We start from the raw sequence: 23,939 nt of genomic DNA on the forward strand, positions 1-23,939 counted from the left end.
ATTTCATACGGTCTCTAATATGTATAAAGAGGACTATAGGATTCATACCAAATCTCTCTATGCCTCCTCGTTCTATCTTGAAAACGTCTGTTTGTTAACTGCCACAGCCAGATCAGGCTGTGAGCGAAAAGAAAAAGCTCCCTCATATCAGGGAGCTTTCTGCCTGCCTATTAGCCTTCTACGCGAACTTCTTTCATCACGTCACCGTTAGACATGTTTTTCGCCAATTCTAAGCCGCTTGTTACTTTGCCGAATACAGTGTGAACACCGTTTAAATGAGGCTGCGGCTCATGGACGATGAAAAATTGGCTGCCGCCAGTATCTTTTCCTGCGTGTGCCATAGAGAGTGCGCCTGCTTCATGTGTGTGCGGGTTTCCTTCTGTTTCACATTTGATTGTGTATCCTGGACCGCCTGTGCCAGTACCGTGGGGGCATCCGCCTTGGCTGACGAAGCCTGGAATGACTCGGTGGAATGTAAGTCCGTCGTAAAATCCTTCGTTTGCAAGCTTTTCAAAGTTTGCAACTGTACCCGGTGCTGCTTCCGGATAAAGTTCAAATTCAATTTTGTTGCCGTCTTCTAATAAAAAGTAACCTGTTTTCAATTGTATGCCCACTTTCTTTATTTTAATTTTCAAAGGAGAAATTTATGTATCATCATTATGGCTTGTCTCTCCTTGTCGCGGCTATTATACCACACCTTTTTGGGGAAAACGACTCTCCCGGCTTTTCTCCAAAATAAAAATGAAACCTGAACCTCTCTATCTCCGTCTAACCTATCGGAACTGTATTTTTCATCATGATTCAGGTCCTCGCAAAGCAGCTTTAACTGCTGCTTGTGAAATGAAGGAGGTCAACTGCTTTGAAAAAAATATGGATTGGAATGCTGGCAGCGGCCGTTTTGCTGCTGACGATTCCGAAAGTCAGTCTCGCGGATGCCGCAGTCGGAGATGTCATCGTGACACTTGGTGCAAATTTGTCAGAATCAGATAAGCAAAAAGTGCTTGATGAAATGAATGTCCCTGATAATGCCACAACCGTGACCGTTACCAATAAGGAAGAACACGAATATTTAGGAAAATATATACCAAGCGCGCAAATTGGCTCAAGAGCGATTTCATCATCGTCTATTACCATTGCCAAAAAAGGCTCCGGATTAAATGTTGAGACACATAATATCAGCGGCATTACGGATGAAATGTACCTCAATGCCTTGATGACAGCCGGCGTTAAGGACGCGAAGGTTTATGTTACCGCTCCGTTTGAAGTGTCCGGTACTGCGGCTTTGACAGGCTTGATTAAGGCATATGAAGTTTCTTCTGACGAAGCGATTTCTGAAGACGTTAAGCAAGTCGCCAACCAAGAGCTTGTGACGACCTCAGAGCTTGGTGACAAAATCGGTGACGAAAATGCGGCTGCGCTGATTGCAAAAATAAAAGAAGAGTTTGCTAAAAACGGTGTGCCTGACAATAAAGCCGATATTGAGAAAAAAGTGGATGATGCGGCTTCCGATTTAAACGTCACACTGACAGACAGCCAAAAGGATCAGCTTGTATCCTTGTTCAATAAGATGAAAAATGTTGATATCGACTGGGGACAGGTCGGTGACCAGCTTGATAAAGCGAAAGATAAGATTAGTAAATTTTTAGACTCAGATGAAGGCAAGAACTTTATCCAGAAAGTCATTGATTTCTTCGTTTCCATCTGGAACGCGATTGTTTCTATATTCAAATAAAAAAAGCGCCGAATTCCCGGCGCTTTTTTCATTGCTTCACACTCGTTTTAAATGGCAGATCCAGTTTTACAATATCCTCGTACGTTTCTCTTTTTACGACTAAATGAGCCTCTCCGTTTTCTACAAATACAACGGCAGGTCTTGGAATTCTATTATAATTATTGGCCATGCTGTAGCCATAAGCGCCTGTACAGAAAACAGCAAGCAGATCTCCTTCTTTTACTTCCGGCAGGTCAATATCCCAAATGAGCATATCTCCGCTTTCACAGCACTTGCCGGCAATCGATACCGTTTTATCATGCGCTTCACCGATACGGTTAGCTGTAACAGCTTCATATTTTGCCTGATAGAGAGCCGGACGGATATTGTCGTTCATTCCTCCGTCAACTGCTACATACTGCCGGACACCCGGCACTTCTTTTTGGGAGCCGACTGTATAAAGTGTTGTGCCTGCGTCTCCTACAAGCGAGCGGCCCGGTTCGATCCAAATTTCCGGTATGTCAAATCCATAGCGGGCTGCATTTGTTTTTACAGCTTCGATAATTTTTTCTACATATTCAGTGGCATGAAGCGGTTCATCTTCTTCCGTATAACGAATGCCAAAACCGCCTCCAAGGTTCAGCACCTTTGAAACAAATGAGTAAGCTTCTCTCCATTCGTCAAGCTTTTTGAAGATTTTTTCTGCCGCTAGCACGAAACCGGCTGTATCAAAAATTTGCGAACCGATATGGCAATGAACACCCAGCAGCTGAATGTGTTCTGATTGTAAAACCTGTTCAATCGCCTGTTCAGTTTGTCCGTTATGAAGGTCAAAACCAAACTTTGAATCTTCCTGTCCCGTTGTAATGTAGTCATGTGTATGCGCCTCTACTCCGGGGGTAATCCGCAGGAGAACATCAATTGAGTGCCCAGTTTCTTTGCACAGGTCTTCAAGAATCGAGATTTCATAGAAATTATCAACCACAATGCAGCCGATACGGTGTTCAAGCGCCATCCGCAGCTCTTCCCTGCTTTTGTTATTTCCGTGAAAGTGAATGCGCTCCGCTGGAAATCCTGCTGCAACAGCTGTGTAAAGTTCTCCTCCAGACACGACATCTAAGGAAAGCCCTTCTTCCTCGGCAAGCTGAATCATCGCAACAGAAGAGAATGCCTTGCTCGCATACGCGACCTGCGCTGTCAGCCCTGCAGTTATAAATGCCTGCTTAAAGCTTTTAGCACGCTCACGTATTAAAGCCACATCATATACGTAAAGAGGCGTGCCGTATGTTTCAGCTAAACAGAGAGCGTCCACACCTCCGATTTCCAAATGCCCATGTTGATTTTGTCTGCTAGTGCCGTGTAAGAACAATGTCATTCCCTCTTTCTCCGCTTATGGGTGAAAAGGACAGTTTTATGGACTGTCCTTTCATAATTAAGACATACATTATCATACTCTTCAGTCAGTTTCAATGCGATTATGAATTGGTAGGCTGTCTTAAGCGATTTCTTGGGTGAACAATGCTTGGTCTTACTTTCGCACCAGGTTTCGCCGTGCGAATCAACACCTGCCATAGCGCCTTTCCGTTAAACGGAATGAGCGGCCATAAGTATGGGGTTTGAAGGGATTTTATGCTGGCCATGGCAATAATAAGCACCGTAAATCCTATAACGAGCCCTTTTACATGAAAGAGCGCTACTAATATCATAAGTGTAAGACGGGCCATTTTATTTGCCAGGCTTAATTCATAGCTTGGCGTCGTAAAGGTTCCAATAGCGGCAAGCGAGACATACAGTATGACCTCAGGAGAGAACAGCCCTACATCAATGGCAATTTGCCCGATTAGAACCGCGGCAATTAATCCCATTGCGGTAGATAAAGCGGTCGGTGTGTGAATAGCCGCCATTCTGAGAAACTCAATTCCTAAATCAGCTAAGAAAATCTGCAGAATGATCGGGATGTGCATATCTTTATTTAACCCGATAAATTTTAGATTCTCTGGCAGCAGTTCCGGTTGAAGAACAAAGAGAAACCAGATGGGGAGAAATAAAGTAGAAGCAAGAATGCCGAAAAATCGTACCCATCTTAAAAAGGTTCCCACAGAAGGAGCCTGTCTGTATTCTTCAGCATGCTGAACATGATGGAATAAGGTTGTCGGCGTTATGATTACACTTGGCGATGTATCAACCATAATCACGACATGGCCTTCAAGTACGTGATTGGCCGCCACATCGGGCCTTTCTGTATAACGGACGAGCGGAAACGGGTTGTAGCTTTGTTTGATAATAAACTCTTCGACTGTTTTGTCTGCCATTGTTAATCCGTCGACATCAATGGCAGCAATTTCTTTTTCCACGATGTCAACCAGATCCGGGTCTGCAATGTCTTCGATATAACAAATGCTCAGATCCGTTTTTGAACGCTCGCCGACCTTTGTCATCTTGACGCGAAGGCGTTCGTCCCTAATCCGTCTTCTGAGAAGTGCGGTATTGACGACGATATTTTCAACAAATCCGTCTCTGGCGCCTCTGACCACCTTTTCCGTATCCGGTTCTTCCGGATTTCTTCCCGGATAGCTTCTGACATCAATGATAAAAGCAAATCCTGCATCTTCGACAATAACTGCGACTAACCCGGACAGCACCTGGTCGGTGGTTTCATCCAGCGTTTTTACTTTTTCGACCTGGGCGTTGAGCAGCCTGTTTTCAACGATATCGACCAGTTCTTCAGGGTCCTCTTTTCCTGTCCGGTTGTTAATGGCAACTAGCTCTCTCATTAAGTGAATGATAAAGGCAGTGTCACATAATCCATTCAAATAGTACAGCTGAACTTCTCTGTCTAAAATGGTAAGCTTGCGAACACCTACATCATAGCTGATTCCCATTCCGACGCGATTTTTAAAATAAGCTTCATTTTTGTCTGGATTCCGATAAACCCGTATTTTCTCTTCCTGTTTGTCCGGCATGATACCCGCTCCTTTCTAAAATAAACTCGACCGCTTTCATGGTGATTGGCGACCCTTTCGATATATCGTCTTTCCTGCCCATTTTGCCGATATCCCCGATACCAACGATAAGCGGCAGATCAAGTTTATCCAGGCAATAGACCGTATCCCCGTTCATTCTGTGTTCATCGAATTCCCTCTCTCCGATTTTATCCACGCCGTATTCTGTTATCTCTCCATTGCGGTCAATACTTACGTCAACCCTGGTCCATTCAGCCTGATGGGTTTTCGACGCTACCGCAATCACACCGAGCACTTCAATTGCCGGATGAGTGGCCACATAGGTCAGAGCGGTTTCTCCCGGTCCCTCTCCTTGAAGGCCGGAGTCGTCAAACATGACAAATACAGGGTCATACGGTGCTGATGTAATCAGCCTGACAAGCTCGGCGCCGCTGCGGGTGGAGGGATTGCCTTTTGATTGAGAAATACATCTCCCTCCAGCTCTTCTTGCGGCGTATTCAATTGTTTTAGCGGCATACACATCTCCGTCAGTTACCAGTATGACCTTGCGTTTTGTCGTCATCTCGGCATTATCCTTTCGGTTTAAAAATAACAGCGACGATAAAGGCGAATAGAATGGCGGCTGAGATACCGGCAGATGTCAGCTCGAATATCCCCATACCGATTCCGATAAATCCGTGTATATGCGCCTGATGCATGGCACCGTGCAGAAGGCTGTGGCCAAAGCTGACAATCGGAACCGTGGCGCCTCCTCCAGCAAACTCAATAAATTTATCGTAAATGCCAAAACCGTCTAAAATCGCCCCGATAACGACAAAGGATGTCATGACGTGGGCAGGCGTCAATTTAAATATGTCCAGCAGCAGCTGCCCGACAATACAAATAGCGCCTCCGCAAACAAAAGCCAAAAGATAGTCCACTTAAGATGCACCTCCTGCACGTTCAAATACAACCCCGTGTGCGATGGTCGGAATGGTTTGTTTTTGCTGGATCATGGTCGGGCTTAACAGCGCCCCGGTTGCTACTACGAAAACACGGTTTAATTTTCCTTCTTTCAGCTGCTTGAAAATATGTGAGTAGGTTACAACCGCGGAACAAGCGCAGCCGCTTCCTCCGGCAAACACCTGCTGATCCGGAGTGTAAATCAGAAGCCCGCAATCATCATGTTTTGTGCCGACCGGATATCCCTCTTCTTTCAAGATATCTTTGACAATAGGAGATCCGACGCCGGAAAGGTCTCCCGTCAGGATCAGATCGTAGTCGTCCGCTGTGCGGTTCATGTCTTGAAAGTGCTGTTTAATGGTATCAGCAGCAGCAGGAGCCATGGCTGATCCCATATCAAACGGGTCGGTAATTCCTAAGTCAGCCACCTTCCCTATAGTTGCACTTGTAATTTGAATATCACTCGGTGTTTGACTGATAACAACCGCACCGCTCCCAGTTACAGTAGATGTCGCAGTATCCGGTTTTTGTCCGCCGTATTCCGTCGGATAGCGGAACTGTCTTTCGGCTGTGGCATTGTGACTGCTTGTAGCAGCAATCGCCCGATTTGCAAATCCGCCGTCGACTAGGGCAGATGCAACAGCAACTGTTTCCATTGATGTTGAGCATGCGCCAAACATGCAAAGAAACGGGATTTTCAGATGCCTTGCCACATAGTTGGCTGTGACATTTTGATTCAACAGATCGCCTGCAAGCAAAAGATCAATATCATCTTTTTTCAAATTGTTTTTTTGCAGCACGGTATTGATGGCATCCTCCATTAGCTGCCTTTCAGCCATTTCCCAGCTTTTTTGATTACAGTGCATGTCGTCATAGGTTTTATCATATAAAGACCCGAGCGGACCGTCTTTTTCCTTAGGCCCTACTGCTGTTCCCGCTGCATTGACAAATAAGGGATGCTCAAACACCCAGGTTTGCTTTCCTGTTAATTTCATTTCTTTCTCCTCCTATGACATCAGTTTCTCAAAAGCAAACCGAATCATTCCGACGATGTAAGCAGCCACAACACCGAATACGATGACGTTTCCCGCCAGTTTAAACATGTTTGTCGCTACTCCCAATACTAAACCTTCGCTTTTATACTCAAGAGCCGCGCTTGCCATACTGTTGGCAAAGCCGGTGACAGGTACAGCTGATCCTGCGCCTGCAAACTGACCGATTCTGTCATAAATGCCGAATCCGGTGAGCAACGCTGACAATAGGATCAGCGTTGCCGCCGTAGGGTTTCCTGCTGTTTTTTCGTTAAAATCAAAAAAATGGATATAAAAATTCTGCAGACCTTGCCCGATCATGCAGATCAAACCGCCTACAAGAAAGGCTTTTACACAGTTCCATACGTAAGGCGGCTTTGGCTGATATGTTTTTACTTTTGATTTGTAGTTTTCTTTTATGTTTGTCATATTAAAACCTCCTTATGAATGATGAATAAAATACAGCCAATGAAATAAAGATCCCGCGATTTTTCCAATGACAATGGCCATTAATAGAATAATGATTTTACTTCTGAGGCCGATTCGTTTAGCCAAGATCGGCAGGACATTTAACACTTCTGTCAGCGCGGCTGCAAGCATCCCGACAAATACTCCGGCCAACAGCCCGACCGGCACGGCAATCCACTTTGATAAAAAGAGATGGTGCATATGCAGTGTTTCCCAGCCCCCGCAAACCGCACCGAGAATAACAGCCGCTTCATAAGCTTGAACAAATCTCATCGTTTTGGTGAGCTGCATCAGACGCGGAATGATTCCCATCACGGTTAAAAAAGCCACGAAACCTGCCCCGACTGTGATGCCTCCGCCGAGCCCGACAAAAATGATGAACAATACACTAACGATCATGCAGGTCCTTTATTGTTTCTTCATTTTCATGCATGGCCACATATTGATCGAGATCAAGCTGATAGTTAAACATTTCAACCTCCAGCGGGCTGGGCTCTTCATTAAGGCGCTTTTTAAAAATGTGGTTAAAAAACACGATCATCCCCAGTCCCAAACCGATGCTGTAAGGGATTTGAAGTAAATATGGATAGTCATTCCGCTCTCCGGTTATGATTTCATATAGCGCAATATGAACATCTCCCATGCTGACATCCTCATGGAAATTCATGATGGCGAGGCACGATCCGATAAACAGCAGCAGCCAGACACCAATAAAAAGAACGGTTGATATGTGCCGTTTCTGATACTGAATTTCAACAATAGTTTCAGCTCCGCCCACAGTTTGAACATCAAGTGTGGGATCCTGCTGATAAATGGCTTTGAGCACTTTTATGATATCCAGAATTACGATATTTTTATCTTTTTCGCTCACCTGATACAGCGGCATAGCCGACAGTTTCTTTTTCAGCTGATGCTGCCCTTCTATTTGCGCGGCATCCCCGACCGTTATGATATCCCCCGGATGTGCCAAAACGCGGTGGCGAAGCCTGATAAATAGTCGTCGTTCCATCATTGATCACCATCTTTCGGTGGTTATATATGTAGTATGTGGTTCGATTTTGTTCTCATTCATCCGCTGGAAAAGACCATAAATTACCACGCTTTTGCAAAACAAAAAGCCAGCCTGCAGTGACAGACTAGCTTTCCGTATGATCCATTTGAACCTTGATCTGTTTTAATATTTTCTTTTCAAGCCTGGATACCTGCACCTGAGATATCCCCAGCCGCTCAGCAACTTCTGACTGCGTCTGATCTTTATAATACCGAAGATAGACGATTAATTTTTCCCTTTCTTCTAAATCGCTTATGGCTTCTTTCAGCGCAATTTTTTCAAACCATTTCTCTTCTGAGTTATCGGCGATTTGGTCAAGCAGGGTAATCGGATCCCCATCATTTTCATAAACTGTCTCATGAATCGAAGACGGAGCTCTTACTGCCTCTTGTGCTAGCACGACATCTTCAGCTTCAATCTCCAAATGTTCGGCGATTTCCTGTACGGTCGGCACCCTGCCCAGTGTTTTTGAAAGTTCATCTTTCGCTCGGCGGATTTTGTTGCCAAGCTCTTTTAATGATCTTGACACCTTGACAGTTCCGTCATCACGGATAAAACGCTGGATTTCGCCGATAATCATCGGCACTGCATATGTCGAGAAGCGCACATCATAGGTTAAATCAAATTTATCAACAGATTTTAACAGCCCGATGCAGCCAATCTGAAAGAGGTCATCAGGCTCATATCCTCTGTTTAAAAACCGCTGTACGACAGACCAAACAAGACGCATGTTTTTTTCTATGAGGAGGTCTCTTGCCTGCTGGTCGCCATCTTGGCTCTGTTTGATTAATTCTTTTACTTCATGGTCCTTCAGCTGAGCGTTCTTACCGTTTTTCTTAACCTCCACATCCATAACAAATCTCCTTAATTACAAAGCGCTTTGCTTTTTGATAAGTGCTTTGTTAAGCGAATCGTCGTCCCCATTTCGGGTGATGAATCGATACTGACATCATCCATGAAATTTTCCATAATGGTAAAGCCCATTCCAGAACGCTCCAGCTCAGGCTTTGTTGTGAATAAAGGCTGTCGGGCTTCTTCCAGGTCTGTAATGCCGAGCCCTTCATCACGGATGGTCATATATACGACATGATCTTCCAGCGTCACCGAAATATATACTTTTCCGTCGCCATTTTCTTCATAACCATGGATGATGGCATTCGTCACCGCTTCTGACACCACGGTTTTGATCTCGGTGAGTTCATCCATGGTCGGGTCAAGCTGTGCAATAAATGAAGCAACTGTCACACGCGCAAACGATTCATTTTGGCTGAGAGCGGAAAATTCAAGGTGCATTTCATTTTTCATGATGCCACCCCCAGCGTGAGCAGTGCCTGCTGCTCAGATTGTTCAAAACGAATAATTTTAAACAGGCCAGACATATCAAACAGCCGTTTCACTGCCGGAGAGATGGCGCAAACGACCATTTCCCCGCCAATTTGCTTAATTTGTTTGTATCTGCCTAAAATAACGCCAAGACCCGAGCTGTCCATAAAGGAAAGGTCCTCCAGATTCAGCACGATATGACGAATATCATCCTTTTCCAATGATTCCGTTACTTTTTGTTTCAGCGTTTCAGCCGTATGGTGATCGAGTTCGCCTGTTAATCGAATACAAAGCACTGATTCTTTGACATGCATGTCAATTCCAAGGCTCATGCTCATTCCTCCTTGATATGATCGGATAATGAGTGTTTCGATTTCGCAGGAATGAATTCCTTCACCGTGACAAAACTAGTGATCATTCGGCATAATTACTTAAATTTTGTCCAATCTCCCATTGCCCTCTTTAAAAACGTTAAATATCCGGCTTTTTCCATATCATCTTTGGCGACGACAGGACTTTCAGCAAGCACTTTTCCGTCCTTTTTCAACACCAGCGTACCAAGCTCTTGGCCCTTTTGAACCGGAGCGCTTACATTGTTGTTCATTTTAATTTCTTTTTTCACATGTTTCATATCCTCGCCTTTTTTCGTCAATACAGAAATCGGCTCAGAAGTGGTGAGTTCTATCAATTTTTGTTTGCCTTTTTTGACCTTTGCTTTTGCTACCGTTTCATTTCGTTTGTACAAAGGATGTGTCTCATATTGGCTGAAAGCATAATCAAGCATCTTTGTGACTTGCGCATTTCTTTCCTTAGGTGTGCTTGCCCCGAACACAACAGCAATCGCCCGCATGTTCCCTTTTTTAGCCGAAGCGGTCAGGCAGTATTTCGCTTCTCCTGTATAGCCTGTTTTGACGCCGTCTACACCGGGATAAAATTTGATAAGCCTATTTGTATTCACTAACCAAAACTTTTTATCTGTGTTTTCACGTAAATAATCCTCATACGTACCTGTAAACTTGGTGATTGATTCATATTTCAATAATTCCTTAGCCATAATTGCCATGTCATAAGCCGAGCTGTAATGCCCTTCCTCAGTCAAGCCGGTCGGGTTTTTAAAGGATGTATCTTTTAATTCCAGCTCTTTCGCTTTTTTGTTCATTTTTTTCACAAATTCATCCTCGGAGCCAGAAATAAATTCAGCCATCGCTACGGACGCGTCATTTCCTGATGCAATCGCAATGCCCTTCAGCATTTCTGTAACTGTCATTTCCTCCCCGGGCTCAAGGAAAATCTGTGATCCGCCCATTGAAGCAGCATGTTCGCTCGTACGGACCTTATCACTCATCTTGATTTTTCCTTCATCTAAGGCTTCCATGATTAAAAGCATCGTCATGATTTTTGTCATGCTTGCAGGCGCCAGTCTCTCACGGCTGTTCTTGTTGTAAAGCACTTTTCCAGTATCACGTTCAATCAGCACCGCAGACTTGGCCTCATGAGCAAGCTCCGATGTATGTTTTCCGTCTTGTTTTGCAAATGCGGACGGTGCAAATGTAAGCAGCATCATACCAATCAACAAAGTGGATAAAAGACGTTTCATCTCAAAAGCCCTCCATTTCATAATCCTTTTTATTTTTTCCAAGCTGAATGGTTTTATACACCACTGTTGGAAAATGTTTCGGGACTTTTTCGACATAAAAAAGACAGCTGTTTCGATTAGAAACAGCTGTCTTCTTATTTTTTCTGAATTCCATATTTATTCGTACTTAGCAACTACCGCTTTCACAAGCTGCAAGAATCCGGCTTTCACCTTTTCTGTCACTTCCATGACCTCATCGTGAGATAAAGGCTGATCCAAAATTCCGGCTGCTGCGTTCGAAATACAGGAAATGCCGAGTACGCGGAGACCCGCATGGTTTGCCACAATCACTTCCGGTACGGTAGACATGCCGACTGCATCAGAACCCATTGTTCTTAAAAAGCGCACTTCCGCCGGTGTTTCATAGGAAGGACCTGTCACAGCAGTATACACACCTTTTTGAATTGGAATGTTAAGGTCTTTCGCCATTTTTTCAGCCAGGTTGGAAAGATCTTTATCATAGGCTGAAGACATATCAGGAAATCTGGCGCCGAAATCTGCTTCGTTTGGCCCGATTAATGGGTTTGTCCCCATAAAGTTAATGTGATCTGTAATGATCATTAAGTCTCCCGCACGGAATTCAGTGTTTACGCCCCCTGCCGCATTTGTCACGATCAAAGCCTCGACTCCGAGCGCTTTCATGACGCGAACAGGAAAAGTGACTTTTTCCATTGAATAGCCTTCATAGAAATGAAAGCGGCCCTGCATGGCGATGACGGTAACTCCCTCAAGTGTGCCAAGCACAAGCTGTCCGGCGTGTCCCTCAACCGTTGATACTGGGAATTCCGGGATATCCTCATATTTCAGCTTAACAGGATTTTCGATTTCATCAGCCAAAATACCAAGACCTGAGCCTAAAATAAGGCCGATCTTTGGTGATTCAGGCAAGTTTTGTTGAATAAAAGCGGCTGCGCGTTCGATTCTGTCTTTCAAGAAACAGTCCCCCTATTGTAATAAAGATAAAAAGCTTTTACCGTATTTCGGTTTTTTTGTTTGGAAGTTATCGGCGATGGTTGCGCCGATATCGGCAAATGTATCTGCGAGCGGCAGCATTTGCGCTTTCTCATGTTTTTTGCTGTATGCAAGAATCGGCACATACTCACGTGTATGGTCTGTTCCGTGATGAATCGGATCATTGCCGTGATCGGCTGTAATGATTAACAGATCATCTTCTTTCATTTGTTCGAATACTTCCGGAAGACGAGCATCAAATTCTTCAAGCGCGCGTCCGTAACCTTCCGGATCACGGCGATGGCCGTATAAGGCGTCAAAATCAACAAGGTTTGCAAAGCTCAGACCCGTAAAGTCTTCTCCGAGCGTGTCAACCACCTTGTCCATTCCGTCCATATTGGATACCGTTCTGCGGGAAGACGTAATTCCTTCTCCATCATAAATATCAGAAATTTTTCCGATTGAAATGACATCTAAGCCGCTGTCTTTCAATTCATTCATCACAGTGCGGTCAAACGGCTTAAGCGCATAGTCGTGGCGGTTTGGCGTCCGTTTGAAATGTCCCGGCTCGCCGACGAACGGCCGTGCGATAATACGGCCTACCATATATTTCGGATCAAGCGTCAGCTCTCTCGCCGTTTCACAAATGCGGTACAGTTCTTCAAGCGGAACAACTTCTTCGTGAGCGGCAATTTGCAGAACAGAGTCAGCTGAAGTGTACACAATTAAAGCACCTGTCTCCATATGCTCTTTGCCGAGTTCATCCAAAATAGCTGTGCCAGAAGCCGGCTTGTTTCCGATAATTTTGCGGCCCGATCTTTTCTCAAGCTCCTGAAGCAGTTCATCAGGAAAACCCTCAGGGAACACTTTAAACGGTTTATCAATGTATAAGCCCATGATCTCCCAATGGCCTGTCATTGTATCTTTGCCGTTTGACGCTTCTTGCATTTTTCCAAAGTACGCGAGCGGCTGTTCTGTTTTTTCAACGCCCTTGATATCACCAATAAGGCCAAGGCCGAGTTTTGCCATATTCGGCATATGTAATCCGTTCATGTGCTCGGCAATATGCCCGAGCGTATTGGCGCCTACGTCATTAAAGTCGGCGGCATCAGGCGCTTCGCCAATTCCGACTGAATCCATTACGATTAAAAACACGCGATTATATTTGTATGCAGGCATCATAAAAGCCTCCTTTTTTTCTATACGTCTATTGTATCGCCTAGAGGTCTGACAACTCAAGTATAAACCGTTTTCATTCCCGTTGACAATGCATTTGAAAATAATGAGAAACTTCATTATTTTCTGTCTGGCCTAAAGAAAAAAGCCGCAGCCTGCTGCGGCTAGGCACGCGGATGGTACTGCTTGTACACATCCTTCAGCCTTGTTTTCGTCACATGCGTATAGATTTGCGTCGTAGATATATCCGCATGGCCGAGCATTTCCTGCACCGCTCTTAAATCAGCCCCGTTTTCAAGCAGATGCGTTGCAAAGGAATGCCTGAGTGTATGCGGGGTGAGCTCTTTTTTGATTCCGGCTTCGAGCGCAATTTTCTTCAGATTTTTCCAAAACCCCTGGCGTGAGATCTGCTTGCCGTGATGATTTAAAAAGAGTGCGTCAGACACTTTGTTCTTCAGCAGTTTCCCCCTGGCTTTCATCATATATTCTTCAATAGCAGAGGCAGCGGTTTCACCGATCGGCACAATCCGCTCTTTCCTCCCTTTTCCGAAACAGCGGACAAACCCCATTGACAAATGGACATCTGTCGTTTTCAATTCAATCATTTCACTGACTCGGATACCTGTGGCATAGAGCAGCTCCAGCATCGCTTTATCCCGATAGCCAAAAGGACTCGTAAGCTTAGGCGTGTCCAACAGCCGCTCAACCTCGTTCAGCGCCAGCACCTTCGGAAGCGTCCGTTCTGTTTTTTGTGTTTCGATATGTACGGAAGGGTCTTTGTCCGTCACCTTTTCCCTAAGCAGAAATTGATGAAAAGAGCGAATCGATGCCAAATGCCGCGCTGATGTCTTTCCGGATTTCCCCGAGTCCTTCAAGTGCTTCAAATATTGGATAATTTGTATACGGGTCACATCGTTCCAATTGTTGATATGAAGGGTTTCTGTTAAATAAAGAGAATAGCTTTTCAAGTCACGCTCATAGGAGACCACCGTATTTTGAGAAAGCCCTCTCTCTACCATGACGTAGTGGATGAAATCCTTTATTTGATCTTTCACTCTAGATCTACTCCCCATTTTGGTAAAAAAAGATTAACCGGTCAAACCATCCGCCTTTTTCTTCCGCATCCATTTCAACAACTTTTACGGCGGAGCCTTCAGGTTTATCGTACCGATGATAGTTTTCATACTCTTGATTTACCCATATCATAGCATAATAGAAGAGAGCGGTAAAACCTGTGAACAGAATAAAAACCTTCAATGTATCAACAGCCGTTTTCAGGAATCTTCCCATGTCCCAATCGATCCTTTCTCTATGGTTCCAGTTATTTAAACCATATGCCAAATCAGAAAGGATTTATACGTCGAAACAGCAAAAAACCCTTTCCCCAAGAGAAAAGGTTCGAGCCCGGCATCGTCTATTCAGTTTCTTTTCCGTTACAGCGATGGCAAATGCCGTGAAACGTCAATCTATGATCTTTGATCTTAAATTTCCAATCACGTTCAATGACTTCTTCTACGTCTTCAAGCAAATCTTCTTCAATTTCATCAACGGCTCCGCACTCCATGCACACCAAGTGGTGATGAAAGTGAGCTGCCCCCTCCTTACGAAGATCGTAACGGGACACGCCGTCTCCAAAGTTAATTTTATCAACGACTTTTAATTCAGTTAGTAATTCAAGCGTACGGTATACTGTTGCGAGACCGATCTCAGGAGATTTCTCTTTTACGAGGAGGTATACATCTTCTGCGCTTAAATGGTCTTCTTCGTTTTCAAGCAGCACTCTTACTGTCGCTTCACGCTGAGGCGTAAGTTTGTAGCTGGACGAGTGCAGCTGTTTCTTAATTCGATCAATACGGTTTTCCATGTCTTTCCCTCCTACGCCGCATTCCATGACTCATTATAACAAAATAAGCGCGGAGTTCCAACTATAATTATTATAAACTGATAAATAAAATGATTTTCTTTTAATAATGTTTTTAAAAAAGTCGCGATGTCAGCTTTTCCATCAAAACAGGCGACATGTATGCTTCAAAGAGAGACGAGATCAGCGCTAAAAATAAAATGATCAGGAGAACAACAGCATACCGCCCGAACCACTGGATCGGCGCATCATGCAGACTTCGTTTGACGAACAGCTGCCTGATCAGCTTTAAAGAAAATGCAATTGCACACGTGCCCATAATGAGGTAAGCCGGAATAAGCAGCACATTTTGCGGCAAAACCGAGACAAAGGATAAGAAAAAACCGCTGATTCCCATCTGGTTGACGAGAAATCCCACAGTAAATCCGACGACAATTCCTTTTAGAAAAATCATAATAAAAATGATCGGCATACCAATCACAGAAATGCCTAAAATCCACATCAGCCCTAAATACTTTACATTATGAAAAATGCTTTGCCAAAACATATCAGATGAGCTGGCCTGTTTTCCGTCTGATAGCTGTCCGAAAAATTGGCTTAAATAATAATATAAATCTTCTTTCTGGCTGATCGTCATGCTGTTCACAATAATAGCGCCAAAAATCACACCCATGAAAAACAGGACAGACACAAATATATAAAGAGAGAGATGATCCTTTACATGCCCGAGAAACATGTCCTTATAAGAAATTTTCCGCATATCGTTTCCTCCTGCCCGCTCTATTGATTTGATTTAATAGATTGTATGAAAGAAACGAAAAAACATGCTCTTTTTCAAAAAGAAACGATAGAGATTGCTAGGCGGCTGTTTTGGGCATAAAAAAATCCCTATCATCAAATGCATTATGATCATAAGGATTTTTGTGTTTATGCTTTCTTTCATTCAATATGTCTTTTTTGCTTTTTGTCATTCTTTCATGGGTGCTGAAGGATGGAGAACTGCCTCTTGATAATAAGGCGTCCCGTCCGCTGTTTCTAAGCAGATGCTCCCGTTTTCTTTTCGCTCGGCTTTTTGCCATGCTGATCACTCCCTGTTTCATTTTGGTTCATGATAGCAAATGGAACTTGTTATTAAAATGTTTTGAACCCGTCAGAAAAACCAGCACCTGTCGTGCCAGGTGCTGGTTTCATTTTAATGTTTGACCGCTGTAAGAGCTGCGCGTTCAACCGCAGCTGTCACTTCGTGATGGACCTTTGAATCCAGCGGCTGCGGAACCACGTCGCCTGGCTTTGTGCAGGCTGCAATGGCCTCTGCTGCCGCCACAAGCATATCGTGATTGATCTCCTTGCTTTTGGCATTCAGTGCTCCTCTGAATATACCCGGGAAGCCAAGCACATTATTCACAGACCGCCCGTCAGCCGCATACGCTGCGCCGGCCTGCAAAGCATCCTCAGGCTCAATTTCCGGCTTCGGATTGGATAATGCCAATATGACCTGACCAGATCGTACGAATTCAGGTTTAATTAAACCAGGAACTCCTGTTGTGGCAATGACAATGTCACATGTTTCCATTAATTCTTCGATGCTGGCGGCTGTCTGTCCGCCGTATTGCTCAAGACGACTCATCGCCGCCTCTGATTTGTCTGTACCGCATACAGCTTTGACGCCGTAAGCCATAAACATCCGGCATATGGCTACGCCCGCTGCGCCGAGGCCGATCTGTCCCACTTTTGCTTCTTTCAAGTCAACGCCCGCGCTTTTACATGCCGAAATGGCAGCTGCCAGCGTGACGACAGCTGTTCCATGCTGATCATCGTGCATGACTGGGATACTGAGCTCCTCTTTTAGGCGATCTTCAATTTCGAAGCAATGCGGTGACCCGATATCCTCAAGCAGGATGCCGTTAAATCCTGGTGAAATATGTTTTACCGTATTGATGATTTCTTCAGGATCACTTGTATCCAGCAAAATCGGTATACCGCTGATCCCTGCCAGCTGATCAAACAGCGCTGCCTTTCCTTCCATAACAGGCATTCCCGCAACAGAGCCAATGTTACCAAGGCCGAGAATGGCTGTTCCATCAGTTACAATTGCGACCGAGTTGCTGATTGTTGTATAGATATCAGCCTTCTGAGGTTCTTTCTCGATCAGTCTGCAGACGTCTGCTACACCTGGGGTATAGACGCGCCCAAGCTCTGCCAGTGAACGGATTGGCATTTTGCTTTTCATTTGGATTTTTCCGCCTTCATGGGCAGACAGGACTTCATCAGATACCGTGTGAAGCCTGATCCCTTCGCCAAGAGCCTGAACAGCCATGATCACTTCCTGAAGCTGTTCTTCATTTTCCACTTGTACAGTAATATTGCGCATCGTGTAATTGGGTCCGACTTTTACCGTCTCCACATCACCAATGTCTCCGCCCAGAAGGCCGATTGCTGTAGCCACTCTTCCGAGATTTCCGGGAACCGAAGGCGTTTCTATCATCAGTGTCCGAATCATGTGTTTCGCTATCATTCAGTGATCCTCCCCTTAGCCTAGTTTTTCAGCTTGAGCTGTATCGTTTTTCGTATACCATATACATTTTCCTGTATAACCATAGATAATGGCAAGACCTATTGCGACAAAACTGAGCCACATAAACGGCAAATAAGAGAAGGTAGAAACTCCTAAAATCCCGGCCATGTAAATGCCGTTATCAGACCAAGGGACCATACCTGAAGTCAAAGTTCCCCCGACCTCTGAATTACGGGATAGAACTCTTCTGTCCAGATGCAAACGGTCATAGCTGTCTTCCATAATCTTCGGTGTCAAAATAAGAGATACATACATAGCACACCCGAAGATGTTCGCCAAAAATGCTACAATCAGCGTAGATAATGTCACATTGCCCGCTGATGTCAATTTCTTTTCAAACAATGAAACAATGACTTTTAACACACCTAGCTTCTCGAGCAACCCGCCAAAACCGAGACCAAAGATAATCACGACGAGAGAACCGAGCATGCCTACGATGCCTCCGCGGTTTAAGAGACCGTTTAAAAATTCAACATCTGTTTTAATAGAGAAGCCGTTGTACGCAGTTGCAATTGCATCGGCGAAATTCATGCCTTGGAAAACAGCAGCCCAGACAGCGCCAAGCAATGCACCAATTACGATAACCGGCATAGACGGCTTTTTCATCGCTAATAAGACGATCACGACAACAGCCGGAATCAGCATCCAAATATGAATGTCAAATGTATTCTGCAATGAAGATTTCAAAAATTCAACTTTGTCGAGATCAATATTTTTCCCGCCGTACATAAATCCAACAGCTGTAAAGAGAATAGCCGTAATCACATATGCTGGTATTGATAAATAAAGCATCGCTCTGACGTGAGCCAATACATCTACTTTTGATAATGAAGAAGCCAGGACTGTGCTGTCAGACAGAGGAGACAGCTTGTCCCCGAAGTAAGCTCCGGAAAGAATGGCTCCAGCTACAAGAGGAAGCGGGATTCCGAGGCCTTCACCAATTGCGATCATGGCAATGCCGGCTGTTCCTACTGTTCCCCATGATGTTCCTGTCGCCACAGACATAATAGAACAAATAATTAACGTTGCGAGTAAAAAGATACTAGGATGAATAAATTCTAATCCATAATAAATCAAGGTTGGCACGACGCCTCCGGCAATCCATGTTCCAATGAGCGCTCCGACTGAAACGAGAATCAGAACAGCTTCAAGACCATTAGATATCCCATGAACAATCGCGTTTTGCAGATCTTTATATGAATAACCCAGTCTGATTCCGAGAATCATTGCAATAAACCAAGAAACAAAAAGCGCTAGCTGTATTGGCAAGTCTAAAAAGACTGTAAACGACAGAACAAGTGCTAAAAATGCTCCTAGTACGATAATAATTTCAAATAGTGTTGGCAATCTTACATCCTTCAAAAGAAGTCCCCCTTAATGAAAAAGCTAAAACGCTTTCAATAAATAGTGCAACACGTATACTATACTTCCTCATCCCTATGCTTGTAAACAGCTTATTCACCGGCTATTCAGAGGTGAATAAGCTGCATTTTGTTTAAATTTTATTTTTCTAATAGCTCTTTTCCAGCAATCCCTGGCTTTGTCATCTCGTATGGATTTAAAATGATATCCAATTCTTCTTCTGTCAGCACATCATGCTGAAGGCAAAGATCACGGACGGACTGGCCTGTCATAATCGCTTCCCTGGCGATTCGGGCAGCCGCTTCATAACCAAGATGCGGATTCACAGCGGTAATAACGCCAGCGCTTTTTTCTACGTATTGTTTCAAGCGTTTTTCATTAGCTTCGATGCCTTTTAAGCAATAGTCAGTGAAGGAACGGAAACCATTGTTCATAATGCTGATTGATTGCAGCAGATTAAAGACGAGCACTGGCTCCATAACGTTTAACTCAAGCTGACCTGCTTCTGAAGCTAGGCAGATGGTATTATCGTTTCCAATCACCTGGAACGCAATTTGGTTAATGAGCTCCGCCATAACCGGATTGACTTTACCCGGCATGATGGAAGATCCCGGCTGGCGGGCAGGCAGAGAAATCTCCGCAAGTCCGGCGCGGGGTCCCGATGCCATTAAACGAAGGTCGTTTGCGATCTTCGACATGTTCATCATGCAGACTTTTAATGATGCAGAAACTTCTGTGTAAGCGTCTGTATTTTGCGTTGCATCAACAAGATGGTCAGCGCCGACAAGAGGCAGTCCGCTAATATCAGCAAGGTGTTTAACGACTTGTTTGATATATTCCGGATCGGCGTTCAGGCCAGTGCCGACTGCAGTAGCGCCCATGTTGACTTCATACAGGTGCTGCCGGGATTGTTTAATGCGTTTAATATCACGCTCAAGAACACGGCTGTATGCATCAAATTCCTGGCCGAGACGAATCGGAACAGCGTCTTGAAGGTGAGTCCGTCCCATTTTAATGACAGAATCAAATTCCTGCGCTTTTTGTTTAAATACACCATGCATGTCTTCCATCGTCTTAAGCAGTTTTTCCAGCAGATTCAGTGTGGAAATATGAATGGCTGTCGGAAATACATCGTTTGTTGACTGTGACATATTAACGTGTGTGTTAGGGCTTAAGTGGATGTATTCTCCCTTTTTATGACCCATGATTTCAAGCGCGCGGTTTCCGATGACCTCGTTCGCATTCATGTTCATGGATGTACCAGCGCCGCCTTGAATCGGATCGACGATAAACTGGTCATGCCACTTCCCTTCCAGAATCTCGTCAGCGGCTTGTACGATAGCTTGGCCAATTCCTTCATACAGCCGTTTTACATCCATGTTTGCAAGAGCGGCAGCTTTTTTCACAATCGCCAGCGCGTTAATCATTTCTTCATGGATTTTATATCCCGTAATCGGAAAGTTTTCTGAAGCACGCAGCGTTTGGATGCCGTAATAGACATCTGCTTCAATTTGTTTTTCTCCAAGGAAATCTTTTTCCACGCGGTATTCTTTCTGGCCGTTTAACATAATCTTTAACCTACTTTCTCTATAATGGTTATAGTTTTAGCTTTTTTACAGGACAACGTCATCGGCAATCGGTGTTTCCATAATTCTTTTTACGACCGGCAGATCTGAGGATTGGCCGAGTGCCCACATTAATTTAGGAACGATTGCTTCAGTGTTCATGTTTCTAGAGCGGATAATCAAGTCCTGATTGACTCTGCGGCCGACTTCGTAAATACTCATATCTTCGCCTTCTTCCAAGCATTGAGTCGTAATAACGACAACGATGCCGCTTTCAATCAGCTCATTTACCTTGGACAAAATGTCTCTGCCTTCAAACGGAACGCCTCCGCTGCCATAACTTTCGATGACAATTCCTTTGTACATGCTTTTCAGAGCGTCCAGCATTTCCGGCTTTAAGCCCGGATGCAGCTTAAGCAGACAAACATCTGTGCATAGTGACGTGTCAACTGTGAAGGAGTCGTTCTCAGGTTCCGTTACTTGTTTGTTGTATTCAATCCCGTCTTCTGTAATAAAAGCGATATATGGATAATTGATGCTTTCAAACGCGTCATAGCTTTTCGTTCTTAACTTGATCGCACGTGTTCCTTGAATGACTCTGCCGTCAAACACAACATAAACCCCACCTACGCCTTCACAGGCAAAGCGAATGGCATCTGTAATATTTTTTTTGGCGTCTGTCTTTTGAAAGGTAATCGGAATTTGCGAGCCTGTAATCACAATCGGCTTTTTAGCATGCTGCAGCATATAAGATAATGCGGCAGATGTATAGGCCATTGTATCTGTACCATGGGTAATAACAAACCCGTCATAGGCATCATAATTTTCCTTAACGGCTTCCGCTATCTCCACCCAGTATTCAGGCTGCATATTGGTGCTGTCTATATTCATAAGCGATTGGGTTTCCATCGTGTAATCGTTATCAAGTTTTGATACGTAACTTAACAACTCGTCAGCCTTCACCCCCGGGGCAAGTCCGTTTTCCCCTTCAACTGAAGCGATCGTTCCCCCAGTTGTCAACATCAATAATTTTTTCATACCATACACCTCTTCACTATATCTAAAGATGGGTTTGCGAGAAGGCATTCGCTTTTCGCATACTTTTAATGCAATTATAGACACGGAAAATAAAATACGCAAGACATTATTATTCAATTCGCGTACACTTCCGAATACCTATATGATATAATCAGCTCAAGTTGAAAAAGGAGCGGAAGTCCATGAATTTAGATCGTTTAACTGAATTGAGAAAAAAGAAAAATTGGTCGCTTCAATATACGGCTGACCTCCTGGGCATCGCAAAAAGCACGTACGCGGGATACGAGTCCGGCTACCGCCGCCCTTCGCTTGAGGCGCTGGCAATGCTGGCAGACCTTTTTGACACAACCTGCGATGACCTCTTAGGCCGCCCAAAGCAAAAGCAGACTGCTCCTCAGACCATTGAATTGACCACGTGGAGCAGCCTTGACATTGATATTGCTGTTGACGGCAAGCCGCTGTCTGAAGACGAAATTATACAGCTGATCACCTTTATCCGGACAAAGAGAAAAGTCCAGGAGGAATTGAGTTAATTTTCACTCACGACTTAACTTTCCCGTAGGTTCCTCCTCCTCCGGCTTTCAGTTCAAGCTTTCCTGACCTCGCTTTCACAATAAGAGCGGCGGTTTTCGGCGGAACAACCCGCGCCAGATCCTCCTCTGAAGTCTCATGGAGAACAGCCATTTCTGTGCCAAAGGCAGTCTTCAGCTTGTCCAAGGTTTTCGGTCCGACACCCGGAACAAATTGCAGCGGTATCTGATGGACATATCTAGGACGCGTTATGCTTTTTCCAGAATGATCACTCAGTTCGCGCAGTCTTTCGCTGACACCCTTTGTCAATCTGGCACTTCCGCATTCCGCGCACGCCGTTGCCCCGCTCACTGTACGCTCCCCGCATACTTCACAAGCCGTTTGATAATACTTCCCCAACAGCGGATCTAATCCGTAATTTGCAGTAATTTTCCTGTTGTCCTGCCCCTTTAATGCAAGAGCAAACTCAGAAAAATCAGCTGACTGCACATATAGTTCATTATATTCTCTGCCGATCTTCCCTAAGGAATGCGCATCAGAATTTGTTAAAAATGAATATTTATTTAATTCGGATACCCGTGAAGCCATAGGTGTGTCACAGCTTAAACCAAGCTCGACCGCATCTATCATAGAAGGATCAAAAACCTCAGTTAAACTTGACTTAACCCCTTTTCCGTACAAGCTTTTGTGGGGCGTGAAAATATGGGCGGGGATAAACAATCCGCCCATTTCCTTTATTTTTTTTTGAAGGTTCAAGCCTGTTTCGTATATCCGCTGCGAGCTTAAGTGAATATTTTTCATCCGCGCTGAAAGCCAGGCTGAAAATTGTTTCATAGCAGCGAGTGTCGGCATAAAAGCGAGCACATGAATCGGCCCGCCGCAGGCTTCATCATAAATCTCCAGCTCGCTTCCCAATAAAAGAGTTGTGCTGCGATAACGGATTCCGCCGCCCTCAAGCTCGTGATACCTGCCTGAAGCAATGCCTTCCTCAAGCTCTATTATGACTTCCGGGGAATGGCAGTCAATAATCCCGAGAAGTTCAATCCCTTTATATTCACTGGCCTCAACCAAAATCCGGTCCAGCGTCAGGGTTTTTGCACCTGTTATTTTGACAGCCCTCCCTGTATAGGTCCGGCCAATATGAATGTGTAAATCCGCGTAAATCTTTTTCATTTTTATGCTTGCAGCGCTTCTTTCAGCTGAAGATATTGAATCGCATAGGCTGTCTTTGCGTCGTATACCTCACGCGACTCAACCAGCTTCAGTGCGTCTTCAAGCGTCACCTCCATCACTTCAACAAACTCGTCCTCATCAAGCTCCCGTTTTTCTTCAAGCACAGACAGCTCTTCCGCAAGAAAAACGTGAACAATTTCATCGGCAAAACCGGGCGATGTATAGAATGCTGTGATTTTCGTCAGCTTTTTCGCTGTGTATCCTGTTTCTTCTTCCAGCTCTCGAAGCGCCGTATACTCCGGCTCTTCTCCTTTTTCCAGCTTTCCGGCCGGTATTTCAACGATCGTCCGCTCCAGCGGCTTCCGGAATTGTTTCACCATTATGATTTTCCCTTCGTCTGTGACAGCCAGCACCGCTACCGCACCCGGGTGTTTTACAATTTCGCGTTTACTCGTTTTTCCGTTTGGGAGTTCGACGTCCTCTACATAAAGATCAATAACTTTACCCGAAAAAATCTGTTCTTTCGCAATTGTTTTTTCTTCTAAGTGTTTCATTTCTTCATCTCCCGTTCTGTCTCTATAT

Annotated in this window: 28 protein-coding genes; 2 read left to right on the forward strand and 26 right to left on the reverse strand. The window is 44.6% G+C overall.

The window, feature by feature from the left end; all coding sequences use genetic code 11:
- Positions 1-170: 170 nt before the first annotated feature.
- Positions 171-602 carry a peptidylprolyl isomerase gene (locus tag P3L57_RS11670; RefSeq protein WP_044156728.1) on the reverse strand — a complete coding sequence of 144 codons (432 nt, stop codon included), beginning with the start codon at positions 600-602 and terminating at the stop codon, positions 171-173.
- Between the two features lie 257 nt (positions 603-859).
- Between P3L57_RS11670 and P3L57_RS11675 the strand changes: the two genes are divergently transcribed.
- Complete coding sequence (locus P3L57_RS11675; protein ID WP_059336647.1) at positions 860-1,732, forward strand: DUF1002 domain-containing protein; 873 nt, start codon at positions 860-862, stop codon at positions 1,730-1,732.
- Positions 1,733-1,760: 28 nt separating this feature from the next.
- On the opposite strand, the gene lysA is transcribed toward P3L57_RS11675, so the two are convergent.
- The 23 genes from lysA to ansA all read right to left on the reverse strand — a co-directional run bounded on the left by lysA (position 1,761) and on the right by ansA (position 21,653).
- The gene (gene lysA / locus P3L57_RS11680) at positions 1,761-3,080 is read right to left on the reverse strand and encodes a diaminopimelate decarboxylase (RefSeq protein ID WP_044154818.1); all 1,320 of its coding nucleotides are present in this window, start codon (positions 3,078-3,080) and stop codon (positions 1,761-1,763) included.
- Positions 3,081-3,186: 106 nt separating this feature from the next.
- Entirely contained in the window at positions 3,187-4,674 is a 1,488-nt protein-coding gene (gene spoVAF, locus P3L57_RS11685) for a spore germination protein SpoVAF (RefSeq protein WP_069487226.1), read from the reverse strand.
- A complete protein-coding gene (gene spoVAEA / locus P3L57_RS11690; RefSeq protein WP_069487225.1) occupies positions 4,619-5,236 on the reverse strand; it encodes a stage V sporulation protein SpoVABEA in 618 nt (205 codons plus the stop codon). Before spoVAEA ends, spoVAF begins: the two co-directional genes overlap by 56 nt.
- 7 nt (positions 5,237-5,243) lie before the next feature.
- Positions 5,244-5,594, reverse strand: a complete 351-nt coding sequence (gene spoVAE, locus P3L57_RS11695) for a stage V sporulation protein AE (RefSeq protein WP_003230467.1) — start codon at positions 5,592-5,594, stop codon at positions 5,244-5,246.
- A complete protein-coding gene (spoVAD, locus tag P3L57_RS11700; RefSeq protein ID WP_024121921.1) occupies positions 5,595-6,611 on the reverse strand; it encodes a stage V sporulation protein AD in 1,017 nt (338 codons plus the stop codon). It lies immediately after the preceding gene.
- Between the two features lie 12 nt (positions 6,612-6,623).
- The gene (gene spoVAC / locus P3L57_RS11705; RefSeq protein WP_024121922.1) at positions 6,624-7,076 is read right to left on the reverse strand and encodes a stage V sporulation protein AC; all 453 of its coding nucleotides are present in this window, start codon (positions 7,074-7,076) and stop codon (positions 6,624-6,626) included.
- 12 nt (positions 7,077-7,088) lie between these two features.
- Positions 7,089-7,514: a stage V sporulation protein SpoVAB gene (gene spoVAB, locus P3L57_RS11710; RefSeq protein ID WP_024121923.1), complete on the reverse strand. Its 426-nt coding sequence runs from the start codon at positions 7,512-7,514 to the stop codon at positions 7,089-7,091.
- Positions 7,504-8,124 (reverse strand): stage V sporulation protein SpoVAA, encoded by a 621-nt coding sequence (gene spoVAA / locus P3L57_RS11715; protein WP_044154790.1) that lies wholly within the window; start codon positions 8,122-8,124, stop codon positions 7,504-7,506. The genes spoVAB and spoVAA overlap by 11 nt, the downstream gene beginning before the upstream one ends.
- A gap of 127 nt (positions 8,125-8,251) precedes the next feature.
- Positions 8,252-9,019, reverse strand: a complete 768-nt coding sequence (gene sigF / locus P3L57_RS11720) for an RNA polymerase sporulation sigma factor SigF (protein ID WP_059352422.1) — start codon at positions 9,017-9,019, stop codon at positions 8,252-8,254.
- 11 nt (positions 9,020-9,030) lie between these two features.
- Positions 9,031-9,471 carry an anti-sigma F factor gene (gene spoIIAB, locus P3L57_RS11725; protein WP_010334803.1) on the reverse strand — a complete coding sequence of 147 codons (441 nt, stop codon included), beginning with the start codon at positions 9,469-9,471 and terminating at the stop codon, positions 9,031-9,033.
- Complete coding sequence (spoIIAA, locus tag P3L57_RS11730) at positions 9,468-9,821, reverse strand: anti-sigma F factor antagonist (RefSeq protein WP_010334804.1); 354 nt, start codon at positions 9,819-9,821, stop codon at positions 9,468-9,470. The genes spoIIAB and spoIIAA overlap by 4 nt, the downstream gene beginning before the upstream one ends.
- A 95-nt stretch (positions 9,822-9,916) precedes the next feature.
- Complete coding sequence (locus P3L57_RS11735) at positions 9,917-11,086, reverse strand: D-alanyl-D-alanine carboxypeptidase family protein (protein ID WP_059352420.1); 1,170 nt, start codon at positions 11,084-11,086, stop codon at positions 9,917-9,919.
- Between the two features lie 156 nt (positions 11,087-11,242).
- Positions 11,243-12,058 (reverse strand): purine nucleoside phosphorylase I, inosine and guanosine-specific, encoded by an 816-nt coding sequence (locus P3L57_RS11740; RefSeq protein WP_059352419.1) that lies wholly within the window; start codon positions 12,056-12,058, stop codon positions 11,243-11,245.
- A gap of 12 nt (positions 12,059-12,070) precedes the next feature.
- Positions 12,071-13,255 carry a phosphopentomutase gene (deoB, locus tag P3L57_RS11745; protein ID WP_024121929.1) on the reverse strand — a complete coding sequence of 395 codons (1,185 nt, stop codon included), beginning with the start codon at positions 13,253-13,255 and terminating at the stop codon, positions 12,071-12,073.
- A gap of 161 nt (positions 13,256-13,416) precedes the next feature.
- Positions 13,417-14,307: a site-specific tyrosine recombinase XerD gene (gene xerD, locus P3L57_RS11750; RefSeq protein WP_059293663.1), complete on the reverse strand. Its 891-nt coding sequence runs from the start codon at positions 14,305-14,307 to the stop codon at positions 13,417-13,419.
- 7 nt (positions 14,308-14,314) lie between these two features.
- Positions 14,315-14,542 carry a YqzK family protein gene (locus P3L57_RS11755; protein ID WP_010334808.1) on the reverse strand — a complete coding sequence of 76 codons (228 nt, stop codon included), beginning with the start codon at positions 14,540-14,542 and terminating at the stop codon, positions 14,315-14,317.
- A gap of 124 nt (positions 14,543-14,666) precedes the next feature.
- A complete protein-coding gene (gene fur / locus P3L57_RS11760) occupies positions 14,667-15,116 on the reverse strand; it encodes a ferric iron uptake transcriptional regulator (RefSeq protein WP_024121932.1) in 450 nt (149 codons plus the stop codon).
- Positions 15,117-15,228: 112 nt separating this feature from the next.
- Positions 15,229-15,873 (reverse strand): stage II sporulation protein M, encoded by a 645-nt coding sequence (spoIIM, locus tag P3L57_RS11765; RefSeq protein ID WP_024121933.1) that lies wholly within the window; start codon positions 15,871-15,873, stop codon positions 15,229-15,231.
- Between the two features lie 97 nt (positions 15,874-15,970).
- Positions 15,971-16,192, reverse strand: a complete 222-nt coding sequence (locus tag P3L57_RS11770; protein ID WP_059293662.1) for a hypothetical protein — start codon at positions 16,190-16,192, stop codon at positions 15,971-15,973.
- A 113-nt stretch (positions 16,193-16,305) separates the two neighbouring features.
- Positions 16,306-17,628: an NAD-dependent malic enzyme gene (locus P3L57_RS11775; protein ID WP_069487224.1), complete on the reverse strand. Its 1,323-nt coding sequence runs from the start codon at positions 17,626-17,628 to the stop codon at positions 16,306-16,308.
- A gap of 15 nt (positions 17,629-17,643) precedes the next feature.
- Positions 17,644-19,050 carry a malate-H+/Na+-lactate antiporter MleN gene (gene mleN, locus P3L57_RS11780; RefSeq protein WP_059293660.1) on the reverse strand — a complete coding sequence of 469 codons (1,407 nt, stop codon included), beginning with the start codon at positions 19,048-19,050 and terminating at the stop codon, positions 17,644-17,646.
- Between the two features lie 140 nt (positions 19,051-19,190).
- The gene (aspA, locus tag P3L57_RS11785) at positions 19,191-20,618 is read right to left on the reverse strand and encodes an aspartate ammonia-lyase (RefSeq protein ID WP_024121937.1); all 1,428 of its coding nucleotides are present in this window, start codon (positions 20,616-20,618) and stop codon (positions 19,191-19,193) included.
- Between the two features lie 45 nt (positions 20,619-20,663).
- Positions 20,664-21,653: an asparaginase gene (gene ansA / locus P3L57_RS11790; protein WP_024121938.1), complete on the reverse strand. Its 990-nt coding sequence runs from the start codon at positions 21,651-21,653 to the stop codon at positions 20,664-20,666.
- A gap of 182 nt (positions 21,654-21,835) precedes the next feature.
- Here ansA and P3L57_RS11795 point away from each other — a divergent pair, with 182 nt between their 5' ends.
- Entirely contained in the window at positions 21,836-22,186 is a 351-nt protein-coding gene (locus P3L57_RS11795; RefSeq protein WP_024121939.1) for a helix-turn-helix domain-containing protein, read from the forward strand.
- Between the two features lie 7 nt (positions 22,187-22,193).
- Here the strand turns inward: P3L57_RS11795 and P3L57_RS11800 are convergent, their stop codons facing one another.
- Positions 22,194-23,357: a TIGR00375 family protein gene (locus P3L57_RS11800; protein WP_069487223.1), complete on the reverse strand. Its 1,164-nt coding sequence runs from the start codon at positions 23,355-23,357 to the stop codon at positions 22,194-22,196.
- 2 nt (positions 23,358-23,359) lie between these two features.
- Positions 23,360-23,911, reverse strand: a complete 552-nt coding sequence (nudF, locus tag P3L57_RS11805; RefSeq protein WP_044154761.1) for an ADP-ribose pyrophosphatase — start codon at positions 23,909-23,911, stop codon at positions 23,360-23,362.
- Positions 23,912-23,939: the final 28 nt, after the last annotated feature.

Origin of the sequence: Bacillus sp. B28 (genome assembly GCF_029536185.1) — a bacterium.
GTDB classification, from domain to species: Bacteria; Bacillota; Bacilli; order Bacillales; family Bacillaceae; genus Bacillus; species Bacillus halotolerans.